The following is a 22,859-nucleotide window of genomic DNA, read 5'->3' on the forward strand; positions in this document are numbered from 1 at the left end:
CCCAGCCTTTCACTTCAACGCTGATATTCATGGCGACATTCAAAGACATCCAACTGCTTCGTACCACCTACCTGCGTGGCCCCAGCGTCTGGACTTACCGTCCAGTTCTTGAAGTGTGGTTGGACCTGGGCGAGTTGGAAGACTACCCGTCCAACAAGATTGAGGGCTTTACCCCCCGCCTGACGGCGTGGTTGCCCGGCCTGATGGAGCACCATTGTGGCGTAGGTCACCGCGGGGGCTTTCTAGAGCGGCTGCGCGATGGCACCTGGTGCGGCCATGTGCTGGAGCACACCATCATCGAGTTGCTGAACATGGCGGGCATGCCGGCCGAATTTGGCCAGACCCGCTCGGTGTCGCAGCACGGCGTCTACCGCATGGTGTTCCGCTGCCCCGAAGAGTCGGTGGCCCACGTGGCCCTGCAGCAAGGCCATGCGCTCATCATGGCGGCCATCAACGACCGGCCTTTTGATGTGCCTGCCGCCGTGCAAGCCATCAAAGCCGAGATCGAGAACCGCTACCTCGGCCCCAGCACCGCCAGCATCGTCAATGCTGCCGCAGAACGCCGTATTCCCTGCATCCGCCTGAACGACGGCAACCTGGTGCAACTGGGCTATGGCGCCGCACAGCGCCGCATCTGGAGCACCGAGACCGACAAGACCAGCGCGATTGGCTTTGGCATTGCTGAAGACAAAGACCTGAGCAAACAACTCATCAAAGCCTGCGGCGTGCCCGTGCCCGAGTGGGAGTTGGTGAAGTCCGCCGACCAAGCCTGGGAAGAGGCTGACTACATGGGCCTGCCCGTCACGGTCAAACCCTATAACTCCAACAAAGGCCAAGGCGTGGGCGTCAACCTGAGCACCGAAGCCGAAGTGCGCGCCGCCTATGACGAAGCGCGCAAGCTCACGCGCTACGTGATGGTGGAGCGCCACATTCCTGGCCACGTACACCGCCTGCTGATTGTGGGCGGCAAGATGGTGGCGGCCTCGCGCGGCGAATACCCCGAAGGCGGCCCCAACCCGCGCGCCAAGGTGGTCACCGTGGACTGCACCGATGCGGTGCACCCAGAGACTGCCTACATGGCCGCCCTGTCGGCCAAGGTGGTGGGACTGGATATTGCAGGCGTCGACCTGGTGTGCCACGACATCACCCAGCCGCTGCAAGCCCAAGGCGGCGCGATTTTGGAAGTCAACGGCGGCCCAGGTCTGCTGATGCACCTCAAGCCCAGCGTGGGCGTGGCGCGCCCCGTGGGCCAAGCGATTGTGGAGCACCTGTTCCCCACCACCGACGGTGACAGCGACGGCCAAGCCGCACGCATTCCCGTGGTGGGCATTGCGGGCACACGCCACAACGCCTTCATCGCGCGCCTGGTGGGCTGGTTGCTGCAACTGAGCGGCAAACGCACCGGCGTGGCCAGCAGCGAGGGCACTTTCCTGGAAGGCCGCTTGACGCAAAAAGGCGACAACACCAACTGGCACGCCGCCCACCGCCTGCTGGTCAACCGCCTGGCCGAAGCCGCCGTCATTCAAACCACCGCCCGCTCTATCCTGGAAGAAGGCCTGGCCTATGACCGCTGCCAAGTCGGCGTGGTCACCGATATGGATGGCTTTGAACAACTGGCCGACCACGATGTGCTGGAAGCCGAGCAAATGACCCGCGTCATGCGCACCCAAATTGATGTGGTGCTCAGCCACGGCGCAGGCGTGCTCAACGCGGACGATGAGCGCACCGCAGACTTGGCCCGCCTGTGCGATGGCCAGGTGTTGTTCTATACCCACGACCCCAAGAGCGCGATGGTGCTGGCCCACCGCGAGGCCGGTGGCCGTGCCGTTGTGCTCAGCGGCACCGACGTACTGCTGGCGCACGGCAGCACCGAGCGCGCCTTGGGCAAGCTGGAGGCACTGCGCCCCGTCAATGGTTTTGAGCCTGACTCCTCGGCCTTGCTGGCGGCGATTGCCACCGCGTGGGCGCTGGACATCTCCCCCGAATTGATTGCGGCCGGTATCAAGACGTTTGATTACCAGCCTGCATGAATTAAAAGATAGCTATCAGCGCTTGTCACATCTACGTTAGAAGCCAATTTGACCATTAAGTTGGCGGAAAGACAGACCATGGAAATTTCCCGCACCCGCGCCCTGCGCGGCCCCAACCTCTGGAGCCGCAACACTGCGATCGAATCCATCGTGCACTGCACCCCGGAGGAGCAGAATTTCACGCTGATTCCCGGCTTTGAAGACAAGCTGCGCGCGCGTTTTCCGGCGATTGGCGGCCTGCAAGGCCAAGGCATGGACAACACCTTGTCCCTGGCCCACGCCCTGGAAGCCGCGGCTTTGGCCCTGCAAGCGCAAGCCGGTTGCCCCGTCACCTTCAGCCGCACGCACGAAACCGTGGAAACCGGCACCTACCAGGTGGTGGTGGAATACACCGAGGAAGCCGTGGGCAAACGTGCCGTGGCATTGGCCGAGGCTCTGATCCGCGCGGCGCTGAACGATACAGACTTTGACGCCAAAGCCGCGATTGCCGAGTTGCACGCCCTCGATGAAGACGAACGCGTGGGCCCCTCCACCGGCTCGCTGCTCAACGCAGCGATTTCGCGCGGCATACCTTTCCGCCGCTTGACGGCAGGCAGCTTGGTACAACTGGGCTGGGGCAGCAAAGCCCGCAAATTCCAGGCTGCGGAAGTCGACCAGACCAGCTCGGTCGCCGAATCAATTGCCCAGGACAAGGACCTGACCAAGCGCCTGCTGCACGCCGCCGGCGTACCCGTGCCCATGGGGCGCCCCGTCAAGGACGTAGAAGATGCCTGGGCCGTCGCGCTGGAGGTGGGCCTGCCCGTGGTGGTCAAACCCCAGGACGGCAACCAGGGCAAGGGCGTGACGGTCAACATCACCACCCGCGAGCAGCTGGAAAAGGCCTACGCCACCTCCATGGAGTTCGGCACCGTGGTCATGGTGGAGCGCTTCTTGCCCGGCCATGACTTCCGCCTGCTGGTGGTGGGCGACCACTTGGTGGCTGCGGCACGCCGCGATCCGCCCCAGGTGCTGGGCGATGGCCAGCACACTATCCGGGAGCTGGTGGACATCGTCAACCAAGACCCGCGCCGCGGATCGGGCCACGGCACGGCACTGACCAAGATTCGCCTGGACGACATCGCTCTGGGCCGCATCGCTGCCGAAGGGCTGACCCCCGATTCCATCCCGGCCCAAGGCCAGCGTGTGGTGCTGCGCAACAACGCCAACCTGTCCACCGGCGGCAGCGCCACCGACGTGATGGACGATGTGCACCCCGACATTGCTGCCCGCGCGATTGAAGCTGCGGCCTGCGTGGGCCTGGACATTTGCGGCGTGGACGTGGTGTGCGAAACCATGCTCAAACCGCTGGAAGAGCAAAACGGCGGCATTGTGGAAGTCAACGCCGCACCCGGCCTGCGCATGCATTTGGCCCCCTCGTTTGGCAAGCCCCGCAACGTGGGCACACCCATGATCGACCTGCTGTTTGGCCCCGGTGAGGATGGCCGCATTCCTGTGGTGGCCGTTACCGGCACCAACGGCAAAACCACGACCACCCGCTTGATCAGCCACATCTTCGCCACGCAAGGCCTGCGGGTGGGCATGACCAACACCGACGGCGTGTATGTGAATGGCCGCCAGATCGACAGCGGCGACTGCTCGGGCCCCAAAAGCGCCCGCAATGTGCTGGCCCACCCCGAAGTGGATGCCGCCATTTTGGAGTGCGCACGCGGTGGCATCTTGCGCGAAGGTCTGGGCTTTGACCGCTGCCAGGTGGCCGTGGTCACCAACGTGGGCGAAGGCGACCACCTGGGTCTGAACTTCATCACCACCGTGGAAGACGTGATGGTCTTGAAGCGCGTCATCGTGCAAAACGTGGCCCCTACAGGCTACGCCGTGCTCAACGCCATCGACCCCCACGTGGCCCCCATGGCCAATGTCTGCCAAGGCAAGACCATCTACTTTGGTGCCGACCGCCACCACCACGTCATGGCTACGCACCGCGCCCAGGGCAACCGCGTGGTGTATGTGGATGACGGCCACATCGTCTGCGCCGAAGGTGCGTTCAAGGAAAGCATTGCGCTGGCTGAGATTCCGCTGACGCGCAACGGCACGATTGGCTTCCAGGTGGACAACGCCATGGCCTCTGTAGGAGCCGCATGGGCCGCCGACCTGCCGTGGGACACCATTCGCCGTGGCTTGGCCTCGTTCAACAACGATGCCGCCAATGCGCCAGGCCGTTTCAATGTGATGGATTACAAGGGCGCGACCATCGTGGCCGACTACGGTCACAACCCCGATGCCATCCGTGCGCTGACACAGGCCGTATCTGCTATCCCCGCCAAGCGCCGCAGCGTGGTCATCAGCGGTGCCGGTGACCGCCGTGACCAGGACATCATTGAACAAACCCGCATTCTGGGCGCTGCGTTTGACGACGTCATCCTCTATCAAGACGCCTGCCAGCGTGGCCGCGAAGACGGTGAAGTGATTGCCTTGCTGAAAAAGGGCTTGGAAGGTGCTGCACGCACCAGCTACAGCACCGACATCCACGGTGAGTTCATCGCCATCGACCATGCACTGAGCCGCCTGCAACCGGGCGACCTGTGCCTGGTGCTGGTGGACCAGGTGGAGGAGTCGCTTGAACACCTGCGCAAGCATGTGCAAGAGGCTGCCAAAGCCTGATCTGGACGCGACATCGCCTGCGCATGGCTCCTCCTTGAGGAGCCATTTTTTTGGGCTGATGGGCCAACCATACCCCGCAACTGCAACCGTTCAGCGGACAAGCCCTTACAGACTGTTGCGCACCGGCCGAGATGTTCTACATTTACACACACAACTTGCTTCGCAGTACAAACACGGCGCCGCAGTGATCCGGAGAGGAAATGCATATGTCCAAGGTGGGTAATTTCGAGAACGATGACGGCGTCTACAAGACCCTACTGGAGTCGACCAAGGCAATTCCCTGGAAGATTGACTGGGCCTCAATGAAGTTCAGCTACATCGGCCCCCAGATCGAAGCACTGCTGGGATGGAGTGCCGACAGCTGGGTGAGCGTGGAAGACTGGGCCATGCGCATGCACCCCGACGACCGCGAACGGGTGGTGAATTTCTGCGTGACCCAGTCGCAGGCGGGCATAGACCACGAGGCCGACTACCGGGCACTGACCAAGGACAACGGCTACGTCTGGATCCGCGACGTGGTGCACGTGGTGCGTAACAGCCAGGGTGAGGCGGAAGCGCTGGTCGGTTTCATGTTCGACATCAGCGAGCGCAAGAAAACCGAGGAAAAGCTGCTGAGCCTGCAAAAGGAGCTGGAGGTGCTGTCCTTCAAGGATGGGTTGACCAACATCGCCAATCGCCGCAGTTTTGATGCCCACTTCGAAGCGGCCTGGGAGCAGGCACAGCGCGAACAGCAGCCCTTGTCCGTGCTGCTCTTCGATGTGGACTTCTTCAAGCAGTACAACGACCTGTACGGCCACATCCAGGGCGATGGCTGCCTGATAGATATCGCCCAGATGCTGAGTCTGGCACTGGACGGCCCCCGGGATCTGGTGGCGCGCTACGGCGGCGAGGAATTTATCGTGCTGCTGCCTGGAGCCAACGCCGAAGTCGCGCACAAGGTGGCTGAACGTTGCCAGCGCCTGATCCAGAAAAAATCCATCGTCCATGCACTGTCGCCGTTCAACCGGCGCGTGACCGTCAGCATCGGTGCGGGCACCGTAGTGCCTGACGAAGTGGCCCTGCACACCGATTTCCTGAATGCCGTGGATCAGCAGCTGTATGCCGCCAAGCACCATGGCCGCAACCGGATTGAACACGTGGCCGCAACGCCCCTGACTCAGAGTCCGTGACGGCCAAGCACGCAGAGGGGAACTGCGGTGCTCAGGCCGCTGGTGCTGCCTGAGTCAGTCCCTGGCGCTGGCTCCAGCGCACGCCGCGCCAAACGCTCAGGGCGGCCAAAGCAGCCAGCACGGCCCCCATGCTGCAAGCGCCCAGCCAGCCCGCTGCATTCCATGCCCACACCCCCAAGGCAGAGCCTGCAGAAGCACCCGCAAAGTAACCCGTCATATAAACCGCATTCATGCGGCTGCGCGCATCCGGCAGCAAGTTGGCGATGCTCGACTGGTTGGTCACATTGACGGCTTGCAGGCCCAAGTCCATCACCAGCACCCCCGCCACAAACCACCACACATTGGCTTGGCCCCACCACAGCGGCAGCCACGACAGCAGCAAAGTCAGCGCACCCCAGCGTAGCAACGCATTGCCACGGCCTTGGTCTGCCAAGCGGCCTGCCATTTGTGCAATCAGTGCACCGGTCACCCCCGCCAGCCCCACCAGGCCAATCTGTGCATCACTCAGTTGCAAAGGCTGTGCCGACAGCACCAGCGCCATGGTGGCAAACATCACGCTGACCGAAGCAAAGGCCAGCGCACTGGCGGTGGTGCGCAGCCGCAGTGCCTGCTGGGTGCGCAGCAGGTGGCCCATGGAGCGCAGCACGTGCACGTAGGGCAAGGGCTGGGGGTGGCGGGAAGTGGGCAAGATCCTGCGCATGCCCAGTGCCATCAGCACCATGGTGACGGCGGTGACTTGGTACACCAGCCGCCAGTCACCCACGGCAGACAAACCACCGGCTACGCTGCGCGAGAGCAAAATGCCCACCAGCAAACCGCTGAGCACCAGCCCCACATTGCGCCCCGCATGACCGGGTGCGGCCAAAGCCGCTGCCATGGGCACCAGCACCTGCGCTGCCACCGAAAACAGCCCCGCCATCAGCGTGCCCGCCATGAACACCGCAAAACTCTCTGACCAGCCCACCAAGGCATGGCCGACCGCTGCCAGCAACATCAGCACCACGGCCATGCGGCGGCGCTCCAGCTTGTCGCCCAGCGGGGTAATCAAGAGCAGGCCCACGGCATAGGCCACCTGCGCGACGGTCACCGACAGGCCTGCCGCAGCATCGTCCACCCCAAAGTACAAAGCGATAGAGTGCAGCAGTGCCTGGTTGTAGTAATTGCCGCCTGCGCACAGGCCGCAGGCAACGGCCATCAACAGCAAAGCTGGCGCAGCCAATACGGTGGGCTGCGCCGCAGAAGAAAGTCGGGACATGGAAAAAAGCAGAATAAAAGCAACGGCCTGTGGGCACAGACCGCGCTGCGCCCCACCCAAAGGCTTGGCTCTGGAGTGGCGCTGAACAGCAAGACCGCAATTTTCTCTTGCTAAGGCCTCTGCTGCAGGCCAGGGCCTGCAAACCTGCAAGCCGTGCTGGTGCATCACAGCGGTGCAAAGCAGGCGTGCAAGCCGTATGCTTGCGCACTATGAAAGCACAAAGATTGTGGGTGGCCAGCGCCCTGCTCCTGCTGGGCTGCGGATATGCCGCAGCGGACTCGGAAACCATTGGCGCGGTGGACACCGTGTTCAAGTTCATAGGCCCTGACCACAAAATTGTGGTGGACGCCTATGACGACCCCAAGGTAGCGGGCGTGACCTGCTATGTCTCGCGCGCCAAGACGGGCGGCATCAAGGGTGGGCTGGGGCTGGCCGAAGACCGCTCCGAGGCCTCCATCAGCTGCCAGGCCACAGGCCCGGTCAGCTTTGCCGCCCCCATCCGGCAGCAGGAAGAGGTGTTTAGCGAGCGCACCTCGTTGGTGTTCAAGCGCCTGCGCGTGGTGCGCATGGTGGACGCCAAGCGCAACACGCTGGTGTACATGACCTATTCGGACCGGGTGATCGAGGGTTCACCCCAAAACAGCGTGGCGGCCGTGCCCGTGCCGCGCAGCACCCCCATTCCGGTGAAATAACTCGCTGCAAAAATAAGAGCTTCCAGCGCTTGATTTGAAAGTATTTCAAATCGAACTACACAGCAAATGCTTGCAAATACAGCGCAAGCAGCTCTTGTTTTTAAACCTCCACAGCACCCGCCTGCCGCACCGCCTGCGCGGCGCAGGCATCCAAAAAGGCCTGCAACGCTGCAGACACATGCTTGCCCGCGCGTTGCACGATGCAAAAGTGCCGCTCCATGCGGGTCAGCGATGTGGGCAGCACCACCAGGCTGCCATCGTTGAGCATGGATTGCACCAGCACCCGGGGCAAACAGCTGATGCCCAAGCCCTGCGCCACGCAGCGCGCAATCGCCTCGGAGCTGCCCAGCACCGCCGCAGCGGGCAACTGGTGCAGGCGCGGCAGCAAGGCGTATTCCACCATCTCCCGCGTGCCTGACCCCTCTTCACGCAGCAGCCAGCGCGCCTGGCGCAGCATGGCAACTCCCACCGGTTTGGTCTGCGCAGCCCGCACCAGGGCATCACCGGGCGCAGCCACCACCACCAATTCGTCAGCAATCCACGGCTGCACCGCCAGCCCCACGCCGTGGCTGCTGCCTTCGATCAGGCCAACATCCACTTCCAGCGCCTGCACGGCGTGCTCCACCTCCCGCGTATTCGCAATGCGCACATCCACGCTGATGTGCGGGTGGCTGCGTGCCAGCAAAGCCAGCACCGGCGGCAGCACATAACTGCCCACCGTGGTGCTGGCGGCCACGCACAAGCGCACCGGCAAACCACCACCGCCTGTACCGGCAAAGGCCTGCTCCATGCCACGCACCTGCTCCAGCACCGACAGCGCCTGCGGCAGCAACGCACGCCCCGCATCGTTCAGCACCAGGTTGCGCCCCACGCGCTCAAACACCTGGGTGTTCAGCGCAGCTTCTAGCTGCTGCAGCGCCGCACTGGTAGCCGATTGCGACAGCCCCACCACCTCGGCCGCAGCCACGGTGGAGCCGCTTTGTGCCACGGCACAAAAAATTTCCAGCTGGCGCAGCGTGAGATGCAGCATGGTTTGGTGGGCTTTCTATCTATCGATTTAACCGGTTAATCATACAAAAACTAATCGTTATACATATATAACCAACTTATCTAAAGTGCAAGGCACCTGCTCTTTTTGAACCCCAGAGACAGGCTCGCTTATGAATACCTTGTCCGCTTCCTCACTGGCTTTTCAACCCTGGCAATGGCTGCGCCGCACCGCTCCCGGCTTGGCACTCAGCACCGCTGTAGCTCTCACTGCCATCTACTTGGCACAGCTTCCTTGGTTCACCCAGCACGGCCTGGGCGCACTCACCGTAGCTATCGTGCTGGGCTTGCTGCTGGGCAACACCGTGTACCCCCGCTGGGCCCACGCCACCACGCCCGGCGTGGCGCTGAGCAAGCAACAACTGCTGCGCGCCGGCATCGTGCTGTATGGCCTGCGCCTGACGTTCCAGGACATTAGCCAGGTCGGCTGGGCCGGCGTTGCGCTGGATGCGCTGGTGCTGGCCAGCACCTTTGGCCTGGCTTGCATCCTGGGCCTGCGGGTGTTCGGCCTGGACAAGCGCACCACCTTGCTGATCGGCGCGGGCAGCTCCATCTGTGGCGCCGCTGCAGTGCTGGCCACCGCCCCTGTGGCCAAAGGCCGTGCGCAGGATGTGGCCGTGGCGATTGCCACCGTGGTGGTGTTTGGCACGGTAGGCACCTTCCTCTACCCCGCGCTGTACCAATGGAATGCCACCCACGGCTGGATACCCATGGATGCCCAGCAGTACGGCCTGTATGTGGGAGCCACCGTGCATGAAGTGGCACAAGTGGTGGCTGCGGGCGCGGCCGTCAGCCCCGAAGCAACCAACACTGCCGTCATCGCCAAAATGGTGCGCGTGATGATGCTGGCCCCCTTCTTGCTGCTGCTTTCGGCAGCGCTGGCACACAGCCTGCGCCAAGAAGGCGCTGCAGCAGGGGATGCAGGGGGCATCAGCATTCCCTGGTTCGCTCTGGGATTTGTGGCCGTTGCAGGCATCCATTCGCTGGGCATCTTGCCCGGCGCAGTAGTGCGCATGGGGGTGGAGCTGGACAACCTGCTGCTGGCCATCGCCATGGCCGCCCTGGGCCTGACCACCCATTGGCAAGCTGTGCGCGCAGCAGGCATCAAGCCCTTGCTGCTGGCTGCCATCTTGTTTGCCTGGCTGTTGGGCGCGGGAGGCTTGCTGACCTACTGGCTGGGCTGATCGCAGCCACGGGCAGGGCATCAGGGATCAAGCCTCCAAAGTGCCTCTCACGCAGATCCAGCGTGCGTGAACCGCTATATATTGCATAGAACCATCCCGCTGACGCGTTCCCGGAGACTTTGCCGTGCCCACCACCCAGCCAACCCACCGCAGGTTGGCGGCTACCACCCAGACCCAGCGCGAAGCAACAACGTACAGGGGCCGTTTTTTGTGGGGTGGGCGGGGGCCTCATTCCGCAAAAAAACAGGCCGCTTGCAAAACTGCAAAGCGGCCTGCTAGGGCGGGTGGCTGCGATGGACACGCTAGCTGCGCAGCGCGTGCAGCATGCACAGCTTCTGCGCCGCGCCCGCCTGTAGCGCTGTCATCCCTACAGCTTGTGCAGATCGGGCTTTTTGCGCAGCGCCACGCTCAACTGGTCCACCACAATCGCCCAGTCATCGTCGCAACGGATTTTTTCCTTGAGCATCTGCGCCTGCTGGGGGCTCCAGAACGGGGCATCGTGCAGCAGCACATCGTCCGCCAAGGGGTGGTGCTGGCGCAAAAATGCTTGAATGCTGGCCTCATCATTGTCCAAGCCCAACTGGGCAAACAGTTCGGTAAAACCGGGTTGGGATACGCCGGGGGTCAATGTCGTCATACACGTCCTCCTTGGTGTCATGGCAAAAGTTTTTTTCAGCGCCTGCAGCCCAACACGCTGCCTGCACATGGCTGCATGTTGCCGCAGATTGCCACGCACAGCTGTAGGACTGCATTGGTCACCGCATCTGGCCAGCAGGGAGTTCGTCACACATTGAAAAGAACTTTTCAATCGCGCGCACCCATCCGCCCTTGCCCTACAGCCACGTGCGCAGACCTCGCGCACACTGCCAGCAAGGAGAACCGCTATGCCCAACTCAGCATCCAAGCCCCCTCACCCAACTACCGATACCGCAGCACCCCAAGCGCCGCACATCAACACCCAGCGCAAACAGCGCCCCAGTGATGCAGAAGCTGCTAGCAAGCTACCCCATGAGCGCGATGCCTCCATCGACATGACCGCCCCCCAGCCAGACCCAGTTATAGAACAAGCCCACCGCGACCTGAAAAAAGGCCTGGTTGACACCGATGCCCGCGCTGCCGACGGTACCCCGCTGGGCAGCCGCCGCCCTGCCCGTTAAGCGTGTTCACATCAACCTTGGCTGCCGCTGAATAAAAGTTTTCACTGCGCGGCGCCCCGTGAAGCGGGAGCTGCATTGCAGTGGCTCGCCAGGTGCCCTTCACCAGGCACAGGGTTTCCCACGCTGGATGGGAGCACTCCCTGGCCCTTCAAAAAACAAGGCCGCTTGCAGCGGCCTTGGTATGGGTCAGTCAACGTGCGCCGGGCTACACCATGGCAATCGAGACGGCCTTGGGAATCAGGTAAGCCTCCAGTGCCTCGCTGCCACCTTCAGAGCCATAGCCCGAGTCCTTCACCCCGCCAAATGGCATCTCGGCCGATGCCACCGCGGGCTGGTTGATCCACAGCATGCCGGTTTCCACCTGCTGACTCAGTTGGTGGGCGTGCTTGAGTGAACGGGTAAACGCATACGCCGCCAAGCCGTAGGGCAGGCGGTTGCCCTCGGCAATGGCCTCGTCCAGCTGGTCAAAAGTGCGCATGGCCACCACGGGGCCAAAGGGCTCGTTGTTGAACACTTCGGCACTCAGCGGCACATCGGCCAGCACCGTGGGGGCGTAAAAATTACCGGCATCGCCCAGCGTTTTGCCACCCAGCAGCAGCTTGGCGCCCTGCGCCTGGGCGTTGGCCACCAAAGACTTCATGGCCGTGATGCGGCGTGGATTGGCCAGCGGCCCCATGGTGGTGCCCGCCTCCAGCCCGTTGCCCACTTGGATCGATTCAAAGTAAGCCACCACCTGTTCGGTAAAGGCTTTTTCCAGACTGTGGTGCACCAAAAAACGCGTGGGCGAGATGCATACCTGCCCCGCATTGCGCAGCTTGGCGGCCCCCGCTGCCTTCACGGCCAGCGCCACATCGGCATCTTCGGCAATGATGACCGGGGCGTGGCCGCCCAGCTCCATGGTGCAGCGCTTCATGTGCGCGCCCGCCATGGCCGCCAGTTGCTTGCCCACGGGGGTGGAGCCGGTGAAGGTGATCTTGCGGATCACGGGGTGGGGAATCAGGTAGCTGGAGATTTCGTGCGGGTCGCCATAGACCAGCCCGATCACGCCCGCAGGCACGCCCGCATCCACAAAGCACTGGAACAGCGCGGCGGGCGAAGCCGGTGTTTCCTCGGGTGCTTTGCACAGGAAGGAGCAGCCCGTGGCCAGCGCCGCGCTGATCTTGCGCACGATCTGGTTGACGGGGAAGTTCCAGGGCGTGAAGGCTGCCACGGGGCCCACCGGCTCTTTGATCACCAGCTGCTGCACATCGCCCCGGCGCGCGGGCACGATGCGGCCGTACAGGCGCAGGGCCTCATCTGCAAACCACTCGATGATGCCCACGCCCGCCAGCACTTCCACACGGGCTTCGGCCAGCGGTTTGCCCTGCTCTTGCGTCAGCAACGCGGCAATCGCATCGGCGCGCTCGCGCAGCAGCGCCGCCGCCTTGCGCATGGTGGCCTGGCGCTCATGGGCGCTGGTGTGCTTCCAGATGGCAAAGCCTTTTTCAGCGGCAGCGAGGGCGCGGTCCAGGTCTTCCTTGCCCGCATGGGCCAGCCGCCCAATCACTTCGCCGGTGGCGGGGTTGTGCACGGGCATGGTTTTGCCGCTGGCAGCGGGCTGCCATTGGCCGTTGATGAGCAACTGGGTATCCGGGTATGTGTGAGACATGGTGATTTACCTCGCCAAAAAACATCAATAACGCCGCTGCATTTGCGGGCAGCAGCCAAAGACTTACCAAGCTTTTTGAGATCAAAAAAGCCCTCTAAGCCATGCTACACCTGCGCCAGGTGCTGCAGTTTTCTAAGCATGCAATACATGGACTGAACCGCCAGACCACGCTCAATACATGGCCGCGCTTGCCGCCGGCACAATCTGCTGCGGCTTAAAACGTGCCGCCAGCGCGTCGGCACCACTGCGCAGCAGCAGCATGTCCATGCCCACCGCCACAAACAAAGCGCCGTGGTGGATGCAGCTTTGCACGCGCTCGGGCTGGGTCACCAAAATGCCCGGTGCCTTGCCGCATTGGCGCACCCGCTGCAGCGCATCATTGATGATGAGTTGCATATCAGGGTGGCTGGAGTTGCCGGCATAGCCCAGGCTGGCCGACAAATCGGCCGGGCCAATGAACACGCCGTCAATGCCATCCACACTGGCAATCTCTTCCAGATGAACCAAGGCATCGCGCGTTTCCACCTGCACCAGCAGGCAAATCTCGTCGGCGGCCTGGTGCACATAGTCGCCATCGCGCCCAAAGTTGGAAGCGCGCATGCTGCCGCCCATACCGCGCATCCCATGCGGGGCATAGCGCACCGCCTCCACGGCCGCCTTGGCCTGCTCCACGTTTTGCACAAAGGGCAGCAACAGCGTCTGCGCGCCAATGTCCAGGTAGCGCTTGATGAGCACCGTGTCATTCGCCGGCGGGCGCACCACCGCTTGCGTGGGTGCGCAGCCCGTGCGCACCTGGGCCGCCGCCACGGCCTGCAGCTGCTGCACCATCTGCGGTACATCGGTGGGGGTGTGCTCGGCATCCAGCAGCAGCCAGTCAAAACCGCTGCCTGCCAGCAGCTCACTCACATAGGGCGCAGGCAAGGTCGACCACAAGCCGATCTGCGGCTGACCGGATTGCAAGCCACGTTTAAAGAGATTGGGAGTAGGCATGCGGCAATGTCAAAGATTGCAAAGGCCACACCCTAGCAAAGCGCACCGCACCTGCCAAGCCTTGCGCTGTCGCGCGGCTTACGCAGGAAAGCGCTGCTGGGGGGTGCCAAGCCTCAGTCAATCCGGGCGCCCGCAGCGTCCACCACCTGCTTCCAGTGCGCCAATTCGGCAGGCAAGCTGGCCTTGAAGCTCTCTGGCGACGACTCCACCCGCTCAGCACCCAGGGTTTGCAGGCGCGCTTGCATGGCCGGGGTGGCCAGCACCGTGCGCACGGCCTGGTACACCTTGTCAATAATCGGCTTGGGCGTGCCCGCAGGCGCAAACAGGCCATACCAGCTGGTCACGGCCAAGTCCTTACCCAGCACAGGCACTTGCGGCGCCAGCTGCGTGGGCTGGTCTGAGGCCACGCCCAGCACGCGCAGCTTGCCGCTGGCCACAAAAGGCATCACGCCGGGGAAGCTGCCAAACGTCATCGGCAGCTGCCCCGCCACCACATCGGTGGCCGCAGCGGCCGCGCCCTTGTAGGGCACGTGCAGCAAGTCGATGCCTTTTTGCTTTTTCAGCATCTCACCCAGCAGGTGGTTGAGCGTGCCGTTACCGGCCGATGCGTACTCCACCTTGCCAGGATGGGCCTTGGCATAGGCCACCAGCTCGTTCAGATTCTGGGCCGGAAAGCTCGGGTTCACCACCAGCAGGTACGGCGCCACGGCCAGCTGCATCACGGGGGTGAAGTCTTTGAGCGGATCAAACGGCACCGAGGAATACAGCGCCGGGTTGATGGTGTAGGCGCTTTGCGCCGTGACCAAAAACGTATAGCCATCGGCGGCGCTGCGCGCCACCTGGCCTGTGCCCACATTGCCGTTGGCACCGGGGCGGTTTTCCACAATCACGGGCTGGCCCAGCGTGCTTTCCAGCCCCTGCGCCACAGCGCGTGCCACCACGTCATTGGCACCGCCGGGGTTTTGCGGCACCACAAAGGTGATGGGTTTGGTGGGCCAGCTGGCCTGTGCCCAGGCCTGGCCTGCACCGGCCGACACGCACGCTGCCGCAGCAGCAGCCAGCGCACGGCGGCGCGACAAAGAGAAGTGCAAATTCATAGCTACACCAAGTACGTCTAAGGTGAAAAAGGCGAACTTGCTGCTTATGGCCTGCAAGCAAAGCCACGCGCTGGCCAGGTGGGCTGCGGCGTGGCAACAGGGGCAGCAAGGCCCGGGGTCTCCTGGCATGCTCCCCGCTGCGAAGGGATGCGCCGCATCATAAAGAGCCGTGCCGCCACCGGCCCCCATGGCCGCAGGCGCAGCCAGCGAATTGTCAGCTTCAGCGGGAGGGCCGCTACAGCAGCACCAGTCCCGGCGGCAGCCTGTCGCCCAGGCTGCGCTGCTGGTCTTGCGCCTGCATGGGCACCACGCGCTCTACCAGTTCCTGCCAGCGCGCTGGGGCACCTGCGGCGCGCATTTTCTCCAGCACCTGCGCGCGCAGGGCATCGGGCAGATCGCGGGCGCGGTCACCCGTCATGCGCGCCATTTGCACGGCCGCAAACATGGCGGTTTCGTTCTTGCGCCAGTCTTGCGCCAGCGTAGCGTGCACAAACTCCTGCGCTGCCTCGGGCGGCATCACCAGATGGGCGTTGGCAGCCAGCGACTGGCGCGCCGCCAGGCGGCCAATGGCCCACCAGGTTTGCACGGTTTCATCGGGGCGCTGCAGGCGCTGCAACATCCACTGGCCCATTTCCTGGCGGTACTGCCAGGGCACCGCCTCCATCGCGGCAAACAGGCGCAGCATGTCGTCATAGCTGCCGTGGCTGCTTTTGCCGCCACTGCGCGCGGTTTGCTGCACAGCCTTTTGCATGTGGCCCGCCACGTCTTCCAGCAGCTGCATTTGCTGCGCTTCGTTCAGGCCCGCCGCCACGCGCCGCCAGAACACCCACCACTCCGTCCAATTGGCGGCCTCTTTGCCGTGCCCCAGCCCTTGCCCGTACAGCGCCCACACCTGGGTGATGCGCCAGGCATCCAGCTCGGCCCCCACGCCGGGGCGCAGGCACCAGCCCGCCAGGTTGAACCACACCCGCTCATGGTCGGCCGTGCGGCGGCGGCGCTTGGCACGTGCCAGCAAGGCGTCGAACAGGGCGCGCAGCAACGCCACCTCCCAGCCCTCGCGCGGGCCAAGGATTTTTTCCAGCGAGTGGCGCAACTGGCGCACTTCCTTGGCTGTCACGGCCTGTGCCTGCGTGCCAAACACCCGGTCGATCAGCGCCACCGCTTCGGGCAGCCTGCCTGCTGGCGATGACAAGCCTTTTTGGCCTTCAGCGCTTGCTGCATCTGCGCTGGCAGCTACGCTTTCTGAAGCTTCTTGCCCGCCCAGCGCGCCGCGCACCGCAAACGGCAGCAACCACGATTGCGCAGGGTCTGCCACGCCGTGCTCAACCTTGACGCAGCGCACCTCCAGCGTACCCACCTCGGTCATGCACGCTTGCAGCTGCACTTCGACCTGCGTCTGCGTGCTGCCTGGCAGGGCCGGCAGCACCGTGGCCACCGGGGGCAGCTCCACCCAGCCCTCGCCTTCCAGCGCCAGCAACTGCCCGGCCTGGGCGGGCAGATTGCTGCGGCTGTTGGCCAGCAACACAAAGCGCACGGCCTGCCCCAGCTTGAGCGCAAAACGCCGCCCGCTGAGCACCATGCGCACCCCTTCTTCGGTACCGCGCGGCAGCAGGCAAATACCTTGGGGGGCTGCGCCTGCTTTGCCGGGCAGCAGCAGCCAATAGCTGCGTGCTGCGCCACCGCCAATGTGCGGGACGATCGTTTTGATAGCTGCTGGCGCTTGCTGCGCCTGCTCCAGGGGCTGATTTGATTCGGAACTTGGGGGCACCTGCTGCGGCACTTGTGCCTGCACCCGTGCCAGCCCATAGGCGGCGGCACCGCGTGCCACGGCCCAGTCGGGGTGCGGGTTGTGCAACACGCGCACCGGGCTGCCGCGCCAATCCCCTAACTGCTGCGTCAGGCGCTGCACCAGTGCATGGGCGTGGAACACGCCGCCGTTGAGCAGCACCGTGTCGGGCAGTGCGCCGTCTGCATGCTGGCGCAGAAACTGCGCCAGATGGCGGCTGATGGCCGCATCGGCCGGGTACGGCAGCCCAAAACCACGCAGCGCGCCCTGGCGTTTGGTGGGCCCATCGGTGATCTGCGCGGCGGGCAAAAAGCCTTCCACCACCAACTGCTGCACCTGGTCACGCGTCAGCGTGGCCGTCTGCGTGGCCGCCAGCAACCGGCTGCCGCCGCCCAGCAAGGTAATGCCGACTTGCGCCGGTGCATCGGCGGCCAGCAACTGCTCTTTGGCCATGCGGCAGCGCTGCACCAGCTGGGCAAAGCGCTGCGCAGGCAGGCGCTGGCCTGCGCCCGCAAATGCGGGCTCCAGTTGGTGGGCCAGCGCCAGATCCATGTTGTCGCCGCCCAGCATCAAATGCTCACCCACCGCTGTGCGCGTGAGCGTGGGCACGCCCCCGTCTGCGGCAGCATCCACGCGGATCAGCGTCAAATCGGTGGTGCCCCCGCCAACGTCCACCACCAGCACCAGGCGGCTGCCCGCCAACTGCTGCGCCAGTTGCGCGCCTTGCAGCAGCAACCAGTCGTGGAACGCGGCCTTGGGCTCTTCCAGCAACTGCACCTGCGGCAGGCCGGCCCACTGCGCCGCCTCCAACGTCAAAGCGCGCGCGCCTTCGTCAAACGATGCGGGCACCGTGAGCACCACGCTTTGCTGCTGCAAAGGGGCGCCGGGGTGCGCCGCATCCCAAGCGGCTTTGACATGCGCCAGGTACGAGGCCGACGCGGCCAGCGGCGACACCTTGGCCACCTCATCCCCCGCGCCCCAGGGCAAGATGGCCGCCGTGCGGTCTACCCCCGTGTGCGACAGCCAGCTTTTGGCGCTGGCCACCAAGCGCCCCGGCACCGCCGCGCCCAACTCCCGCGCCCAGCGACCAATCACGGCGGGGGCCTCGGGGCTGGCACCTTGTGGCGGCCAGGGTTGCAGCCACGCCTCACCCAACTCCCCCTGCGCGGCCTGGTAGCGCACCGAAGGCAGCAGCGGCTGCGCCACCACCTCACCCACAGCGCTGCGCTGGAGAATGGGTAACAACGCAATATCTGCCGCCGCACCACCCACCGGCACGCTGGCAACGACGGTGTGGCTGGTGCCCAGGTCAATGCCAACAACGTAGGTGGGAGAGGCGGTCAGTGCAGTCATGAAAAATCAACGCGGGGGCGAGGAAAGCCGGAGGGGCTTGATCGTATCAAGCGGTGACAACGCGTGGGGGGCGGTGACTTTTGCCCTGCAGGGGCGGTGATGGGTGAAACGTTCTTTTCAAGAATGTGAGCTGGGGGTGCTTGCTGGATAAGCGCTAGGTGCTTATTTGTTGCTTATTGTTGTTTTAGGTTTTGCTGGCCGGGCTGCCCCCGGCAGGGCCTTACTTTCTTGCTTGTGCAAGAAAGTAAGCAAAGAAGCACACCCTGCTGCCCGTGTCCCTGCGCTGCGCTCCGGGCAACCTGCGGTGCTCGCCCCAGCCGGGCCAGCCGCAAACTCGCCTGCTAAAGCAGGCTCAAACAGCGCGTCTGGCTGTTCCCGGCTGGGGCTGTGCGCCTCGGCACGGGTAGAAGGGAATTTGCAAAAAATACGCCATACAGACATAGTGTCATCTGTAGTTTTTGAAAGTATTAAGAAATCAAATCCTTATTTGAAATGATAATTAATAAATCCCCAAAAAATCAAATATAAATCGTAACTACATTTAAAAATGTCAAAAATTACCTCTTTTGAAGAACTTCATATCAAATTAGATAAATATCGTGCAGATAAACGCTGGCTTTTTCGCGGTCATGCCAGCTGTGACTGGAACCTTTTACCAAAGGCCGGCAGACATCCTTACAACCAGTTAAATGACAGTATCGTTTTCCAAACTTGGAAAAGACAAGCTATTTCTTATATTAAAAACCGTCCACAAGATGAATGGGAATGGCTTTCGGTAGCCCAACATCATGGACTTGCAACTAGACTCCTAGATTGGAGCAGCAACCCTCTAGTCGCTTGTTTTTTCGCGGTTCGCGACCAACTTCCAGGTGATGCTGTTGTCTATGCATCCAAATTCCGATGGACTGTTCCACATGACCGCAGCATTACGCCTGAAGCTTATCCAAAGCTTGCAATTTTTAGAGCAAATAGAATTGCAAACCGTATCACAAATCAAAGTGGAATTTTTAGCATTCATCCTAACCCTCAAGAATCTCTTTCAAAAAGTGATCCTGGAATCATCGACTTAGAAGAAATCCGTATATGCGAAAGCTATCGAAAAACTTTGCGATCTCAGCTTTCTTATTATGGAATTAATGAAGCGACACTATTCCCAGATCTTGATGGAATATCAAATCATATAAATTGGACTATTGAAACGCGAGAGTATTGGAACTTCCCAACTCCTGAACAGGAACAGTTCTAGAAATGGGCATATAAGCCCCAGGCTTTGTTACTAATAGATATCCCAGCTTGGAGCACTAATAGCGCGCGCAAGCGTCGCGCCCCACTTCGTGGAAGTCCTTCATATTTTCGGCGGCTGTTTGAACGGAGCGCTGCAAGCGCGCAGTGAGTTCCGCCGGAGAGCCGTCGGCAGACGCGCTTCTTTGGTAACTTTCTTGTCGCGGACAAGAAAGTTACTCGCCCGCCGGGGCGACGAACCGGCCTCTGTCAACAAACACGCAGCAGAAGCGCAAAACAAGAAATAAAAATAGCTGCCAGCGCTTGCCAAATCAGCGCCAGAACCTAAAAACACCAATAAAAAAGCCCACTAACCATCGGCCAGCAGGCTTTGAAAACAACTTTTCACCAGCGGTGAGCGACGAGGCCGCTTACCCCTCGTCGGAAGTAGTCTCCGCACGCACATCCAACTCCACCTTCCAGCGCTCGCTGCCACCGACCGGCACCGCATTCAGCTCCAGCGTGCCGATGTCCGCCACGCGGGCTTCCAGCGTCACCGGCACCACCTCGCCAGCGGCACGGCCCGCAGCAGGCAGGTTCAGCTCAATCTCTTGCAACTCGACCAGCTCTTCGGGGCCCCAGAAGTCCAGCATGGTGCCCACGGTGTCGGTGCGGCGCACGGAGGAGCCAAAGAAGCGCAGGCGCACGGGTTCGCCCACGACCAGGCCTAGCTCCAGGTCAGGCACGGCAGTGGCCGTGCCTTCTTCCATGCCAAACGGGGCCAGGCACAGGGCGGAGATGGGTGGCTCCATGCCGGGGATGGCGGGCATGTTGCTTTCCACGCCCACGTAGTACGACTGGGCCGTGCCGCCACGGATGCGCACGCCGCGGCCGGTGGTGGTGATGTGGCCGTAGTAGGCCGCGCCACGGGCGACGGCCAGGTCCAGGTTGGCGCCGTCCAGCAGGCGGGCGGGCTCGCAGGCCTCGTCGTCCAGCCAGCCGTTGATGACTTCCAGAATGCGCTGCTCGATCTGCGGGGCCTTGAGCACACCGCCGTTGAACAGGATGGCGGTGGGGTGCAGGAAGGTAGAACCTTGCACCTGATCGATGTTCAGGCCCTCAATCTCGGCCAGCGCATGCACTTGGCGCGTCAGGAAGGCGGCCAGATGGCGCGTGACGGCGGCGTCCTGCGCATAGGGCAGGCCCAGCTGCGTGAGCGCGGCACGCGCGCGGGTCTGGGGCTTGTCGCTGACCTTGACCTTGGGGAAGAAGCCTTCGACCAGCAGAGCCAGCACTTCATCGCGCGTGACTTCGGTGCGGATGCTGCCGCCAATCAGTTTGCTGCCCCGGCTGGGCACGACCACGGGCACGGATGGCAGGTTGGCATCGGCCAGCAATTGCTCCTTGGCGGCGCGGCAGCCGTGGGCCAGGGCGCGGGTCTGCCACGCGTCCAGCGGCTTGCCCTCTTGCGCCAGCTTGCGCGCCACGCCATAGGCCAGCGCCAGGTCCATGTTGTCGCCACCCAGCAGAATGTGCTCGCCCACGGCAATGCGTTGCAGCGCCAGGTTGCCATCGCGCTCCAGCACGGCAATCAGCGAGAGGTCGGTGGTGCCACCGCCCACGTCCACCACCAGGATGACGTCGCCATGCTGCACCTGTTTGCGCCAGTGGCCGCCGCTGGCCTGAATCCAGCTGTACAGCGCGGCCTGCGGCTCTTCCAGCAGGGTCAGATTGGCAAAACCGGCGGCCTTGCAGGCCTCGGCCGTCAGCTCGCGCGCGGCGGGGTCGAACGAGGCGGGGATGGTGACGGTGATGTCTTGCTGGGCAAACGGTGCCTCGGGGTGGGCCTGCTCCCACGCGCGGCGCAGGTGCTCCAGATAGCGGGTGGAGGCGGTCAGCGGCGAGATGCGGCTGACTTCCTCGGGCGCATCGGCCGGCAAGATCGCTGCGCGGCGGTCCACGCCGGGATGGCACAGCCAGCTTTTGGCACTGCTGACCAGGCGGATGGGCGTGGCCGCGCCGCGGCTGCGGGCAAATTCGCCGGTGATGCAGTCGCTGGGCGCGCCGGGCAGGGTGCGCTCGGCCTCGGTCAGCTCGCTCTCGTGCGGCAGGTACAGAAAGGACGGCAGCAGGGGCTTGGCCTCCACGCTGCCGGGCGCGGTGAGCTGGGGAATGTCCAGCACGCCCTGCACCACCTGTTCGCCGTCGCTGGCGGTTTTGTGGACAAAGGACAGCGCGCAGTGCGTGGTGCCCAGGTCAATACCAATGCTGTATTGGGCGGCGGCAGATTTCAAGCCATTTTGGCCTGTAGCGCTTGCTGCATCTGCACTAACAGCTACAGTATTTGCAGTTGCCTGGCCCGCTGCAGCCGCGTGGCCCGACTGGGCGATGGAAGCCAACATATTCATGGTTTACAGCTCCACTTCGGCTTGCGCGATGACGTGGGCGGCGGCGGTATCGGTCAGCTGGGGCAGCTTGACTTCGGTGACTTGCCAGCCACGGTGGCCCAGGGTGCCGGAGAAGGGGGCCTGGCCCACCACATTGCCGGTCAAGCGCACGGCGGTGGCATCAAACCCTGCTTGCAGGGTGATGCGGCTGCCTTCGGCCTCGGTGCGCACGGGCTGGATCGCAAAGTGCTCGCGCAGCACCTTGCGGCAACCTTCGTGCACCACGCGGGCGGCGGCACCAATTTCAGCATCGGTATAGGGGGCAACGTCTTCCTGGATGAAGTCCACAAAGCGCGCTTCGCGCTGCAGCAGGCCCAGCAGCTGCAGGGCGGCGGTTTGCGTGGGCACTTCCACGGTTTTTTCGACGATCTTCTCAACGGGGACTTCGACACGCTGTTCCACCGTTTTTTCGACGACTTTCTCCACGGGCACTTCCACGCGGACTTCGACGATCTTTTCCACGGGGACTTCGACGCGGATTTCCTTGGGGGCAACATCGGCGGCCAAGGCTTCACCCGCGCGCACGCGCACCACATCGGCGGCCAGGCGGCCGTTGCCGAGGATGGCAAAGAAACTACCGATCGCAATGGCGATGCGGCTGAAAAAGGACGGGGGGGTGTTCTGGGTCATACGACAGTCTCAAAAGACCTGCCCACGTCAGCGCCGCTACCGCGCAACGCAGGCAAAAAAAGGGGGGCGTGGCGCGCGCAGGGTGGTGCGCACCATGTGCGCCCAGCCATCACGGGCGCGCGCCCGCAGGAGGCAGCGATGTTAACCAAAGCCCGATGCCTTGCACGGCAGCAAGGAATCTGCCGCCATGCAGGCCTGCGGCTTGGCCGCCGCAAGAATGTCGCACCTGGCCGTGCCAGATTAGGGGACTGGCCATAATTGCAGGCGGTAATTTTTTCCGCCGCACAGGCCCTTCTCCCCCTTCTTATGCTGCACGCGCTCGCATCTTTTGCTGCTGGTCTGCGCCGCTCTGCCTTGGCAGCGGCGCCACAGGCCTGTGCGCGTGCGCTGCGCCGCCAGCAGGCCCAGCGCCACGGCATTCCGACCGCCTTCGTCAGCCTCAGCGGTGTCACCGCCATGCTTTCCGCCGCCGTGCGGAAGGCGTAAGACCACACC

17 protein-coding genes are annotated in these 22,859 nt (G+C 63.2%); 8 read left to right on the forward strand and 9 right to left on the reverse strand.

Translation table 11 applies throughout. The annotated features are described in order from the left end of the window. The first annotated feature begins 29 nt into the window (after nt 1-29). From B3R00_RS07865 to B3R00_RS07875, 3 genes are all read left to right on the forward strand, one after another. The gene (locus B3R00_RS07865) at nt 30-2,030 is read left to right on the forward strand and encodes a cyanophycin synthetase family protein (RefSeq protein ID WP_286998502.1); all 2,001 of its coding nucleotides are present in this window, start codon (nt 30-32) and stop codon (nt 2,028-2,030) included. 78 nt (nt 2,031-2,108) lie between these two features. Then, nucleotides 2,109-4,688, forward strand: a complete 2,580-nt coding sequence (gene cphA, locus B3R00_RS07870; protein ID WP_286998503.1) for a cyanophycin synthetase — start codon at nt 2,109-2,111, stop codon at nt 4,686-4,688. A 206-nt stretch (nt 4,689-4,894) separates the two neighbouring features. After that, nucleotides 4,895-5,857, forward strand: a complete 963-nt coding sequence (locus B3R00_RS07875; RefSeq protein ID WP_286998553.1) for a sensor domain-containing diguanylate cyclase — start codon at nt 4,895-4,897, stop codon at nt 5,855-5,857. Between the two features lie 31 nt (nt 5,858-5,888). Here the strand turns inward: B3R00_RS07875 and B3R00_RS07880 are convergent, their stop codons facing one another. Beyond that, complete coding sequence (locus B3R00_RS07880; RefSeq protein ID WP_286998504.1) at nt 5,889-7,112, reverse strand: MFS transporter; 1,224 nt, start codon at nt 7,110-7,112, stop codon at nt 5,889-5,891. Between the two features lie 209 nt (nt 7,113-7,321). On the opposite strand from B3R00_RS07880, the gene B3R00_RS07885 reads away from it, so the two are divergent. Further along, nucleotides 7,322-7,804: a CreA family protein gene (locus tag B3R00_RS07885; RefSeq protein ID WP_286998505.1), complete on the forward strand. Its 483-nt coding sequence runs from the start codon at nt 7,322-7,324 to the stop codon at nt 7,802-7,804. 100 nt (nt 7,805-7,904) lie between these two features. Here the strand turns inward: B3R00_RS07885 and B3R00_RS07890 are convergent, their stop codons facing one another. Further along, nucleotides 7,905-8,834, reverse strand: a complete 930-nt coding sequence (locus B3R00_RS07890; protein ID WP_286998506.1) for a LysR family transcriptional regulator — start codon at nt 8,832-8,834, stop codon at nt 7,905-7,907. A 130-nt stretch (nt 8,835-8,964) separates the two neighbouring features. On the opposite strand from B3R00_RS07890, the gene B3R00_RS07895 reads away from it, so the two are divergent. Continuing rightward, nucleotides 8,965-10,035, forward strand: coding sequence for a YeiH family protein (locus tag B3R00_RS07895; protein ID WP_286998508.1), 1,071 nt, complete (start codon nt 8,965-8,967; stop codon nt 10,033-10,035). Nucleotides 10,036-10,402: 367 nt separating this feature from the next. Here B3R00_RS07895 and B3R00_RS07900 read toward each other — a convergent pair whose 3' ends face one another. Beyond that, nucleotides 10,403-10,672, reverse strand: coding sequence for a DUF2789 domain-containing protein (locus B3R00_RS07900; protein ID WP_286998509.1), 270 nt, complete (start codon nt 10,670-10,672; stop codon nt 10,403-10,405). Nucleotides 10,673-10,919: 247 nt separating this feature from the next. Between B3R00_RS07900 and B3R00_RS07905 the strand changes: the two genes are divergently transcribed. After that, nucleotides 10,920-11,192 carry a hypothetical protein gene (locus tag B3R00_RS07905; protein ID WP_286998510.1) on the forward strand — a complete coding sequence of 91 codons (273 nt, stop codon included), beginning with the start codon at nt 10,920-10,922 and terminating at the stop codon, nt 11,190-11,192. A 205-nt stretch (nt 11,193-11,397) separates the two neighbouring features. On the opposite strand, the gene B3R00_RS07910 is transcribed toward B3R00_RS07905, so the two are convergent. The 4 genes from B3R00_RS07910 to B3R00_RS07925 form a co-directional block, all read right to left on the reverse strand. After that, on the reverse strand, nt 11,398-12,840 hold the full coding sequence (locus B3R00_RS07910; RefSeq protein ID WP_286998512.1) for an NAD-dependent succinate-semialdehyde dehydrogenase: 1,443 nt from the start codon (nt 12,838-12,840) through the stop codon (nt 11,398-11,400). 171 nt (nt 12,841-13,011) lie between these two features. Beyond that, complete coding sequence (locus tag B3R00_RS07915; protein WP_286998514.1) at nt 13,012-13,830, reverse strand: aldolase/citrate lyase family protein; 819 nt, start codon at nt 13,828-13,830, stop codon at nt 13,012-13,014. 113 nt (nt 13,831-13,943) lie between these two features. Next, nucleotides 13,944-14,927, reverse strand: a complete 984-nt coding sequence (locus B3R00_RS07920) for a Bug family tripartite tricarboxylate transporter substrate binding protein (RefSeq protein WP_286998515.1) — start codon at nt 14,925-14,927, stop codon at nt 13,944-13,946. 235 nt (nt 14,928-15,162) lie between these two features. Next, the gene (locus B3R00_RS07925; protein ID WP_286998516.1) at nt 15,163-18,066 is read right to left on the reverse strand and encodes an Hsp70 family protein; all 2,904 of its coding nucleotides are present in this window, start codon (nt 18,064-18,066) and stop codon (nt 15,163-15,165) included. A 547-nt stretch (nt 18,067-18,613) separates the two neighbouring features. On the opposite strand from B3R00_RS07925, the gene B3R00_RS07930 reads away from it, so the two are divergent. Next, nucleotides 18,614-19,312: an FRG domain-containing protein gene (locus tag B3R00_RS07930; RefSeq protein ID WP_286998517.1), complete on the forward strand. Its 699-nt coding sequence runs from the start codon at nt 18,614-18,616 to the stop codon at nt 19,310-19,312. 406 nt (nt 19,313-19,718) lie between these two features. On the opposite strand, the gene B3R00_RS07935 is transcribed toward B3R00_RS07930, so the two are convergent. Both B3R00_RS07935 and B3R00_RS07940 read right to left on the reverse strand, forming a co-directional pair. Beyond that, nucleotides 19,719-21,695: an Hsp70 family protein gene (locus tag B3R00_RS07935; protein WP_286998518.1), complete on the reverse strand. Its 1,977-nt coding sequence runs from the start codon at nt 21,693-21,695 to the stop codon at nt 19,719-19,721. A 3-nt stretch (nt 21,696-21,698) separates the two neighbouring features. Further along, nucleotides 21,699-22,364, reverse strand: coding sequence for a DUF2760 domain-containing protein (locus B3R00_RS07940; RefSeq protein ID WP_286998519.1), 666 nt, complete (start codon nt 22,362-22,364; stop codon nt 21,699-21,701). 306 nt (nt 22,365-22,670) lie between these two features. On the opposite strand from B3R00_RS07940, the gene B3R00_RS07945 reads away from it, so the two are divergent. After that, nucleotides 22,671-22,850 (forward strand): hypothetical protein, encoded by a 180-nt coding sequence (locus tag B3R00_RS07945; protein ID WP_284213004.1) that lies wholly within the window; start codon nt 22,671-22,673, stop codon nt 22,848-22,850. Nucleotides 22,851-22,859: the final 9 nt, after the last annotated feature.

The sequence above is a fragment of the Comamonas sp. UBA7840 genome (assembly GCF_002501455.1).
Taxonomy (GTDB): domain Bacteria; phylum Pseudomonadota; class Gammaproteobacteria; order Burkholderiales; family Burkholderiaceae_C; genus Comamonas; species Comamonas jiangduensis.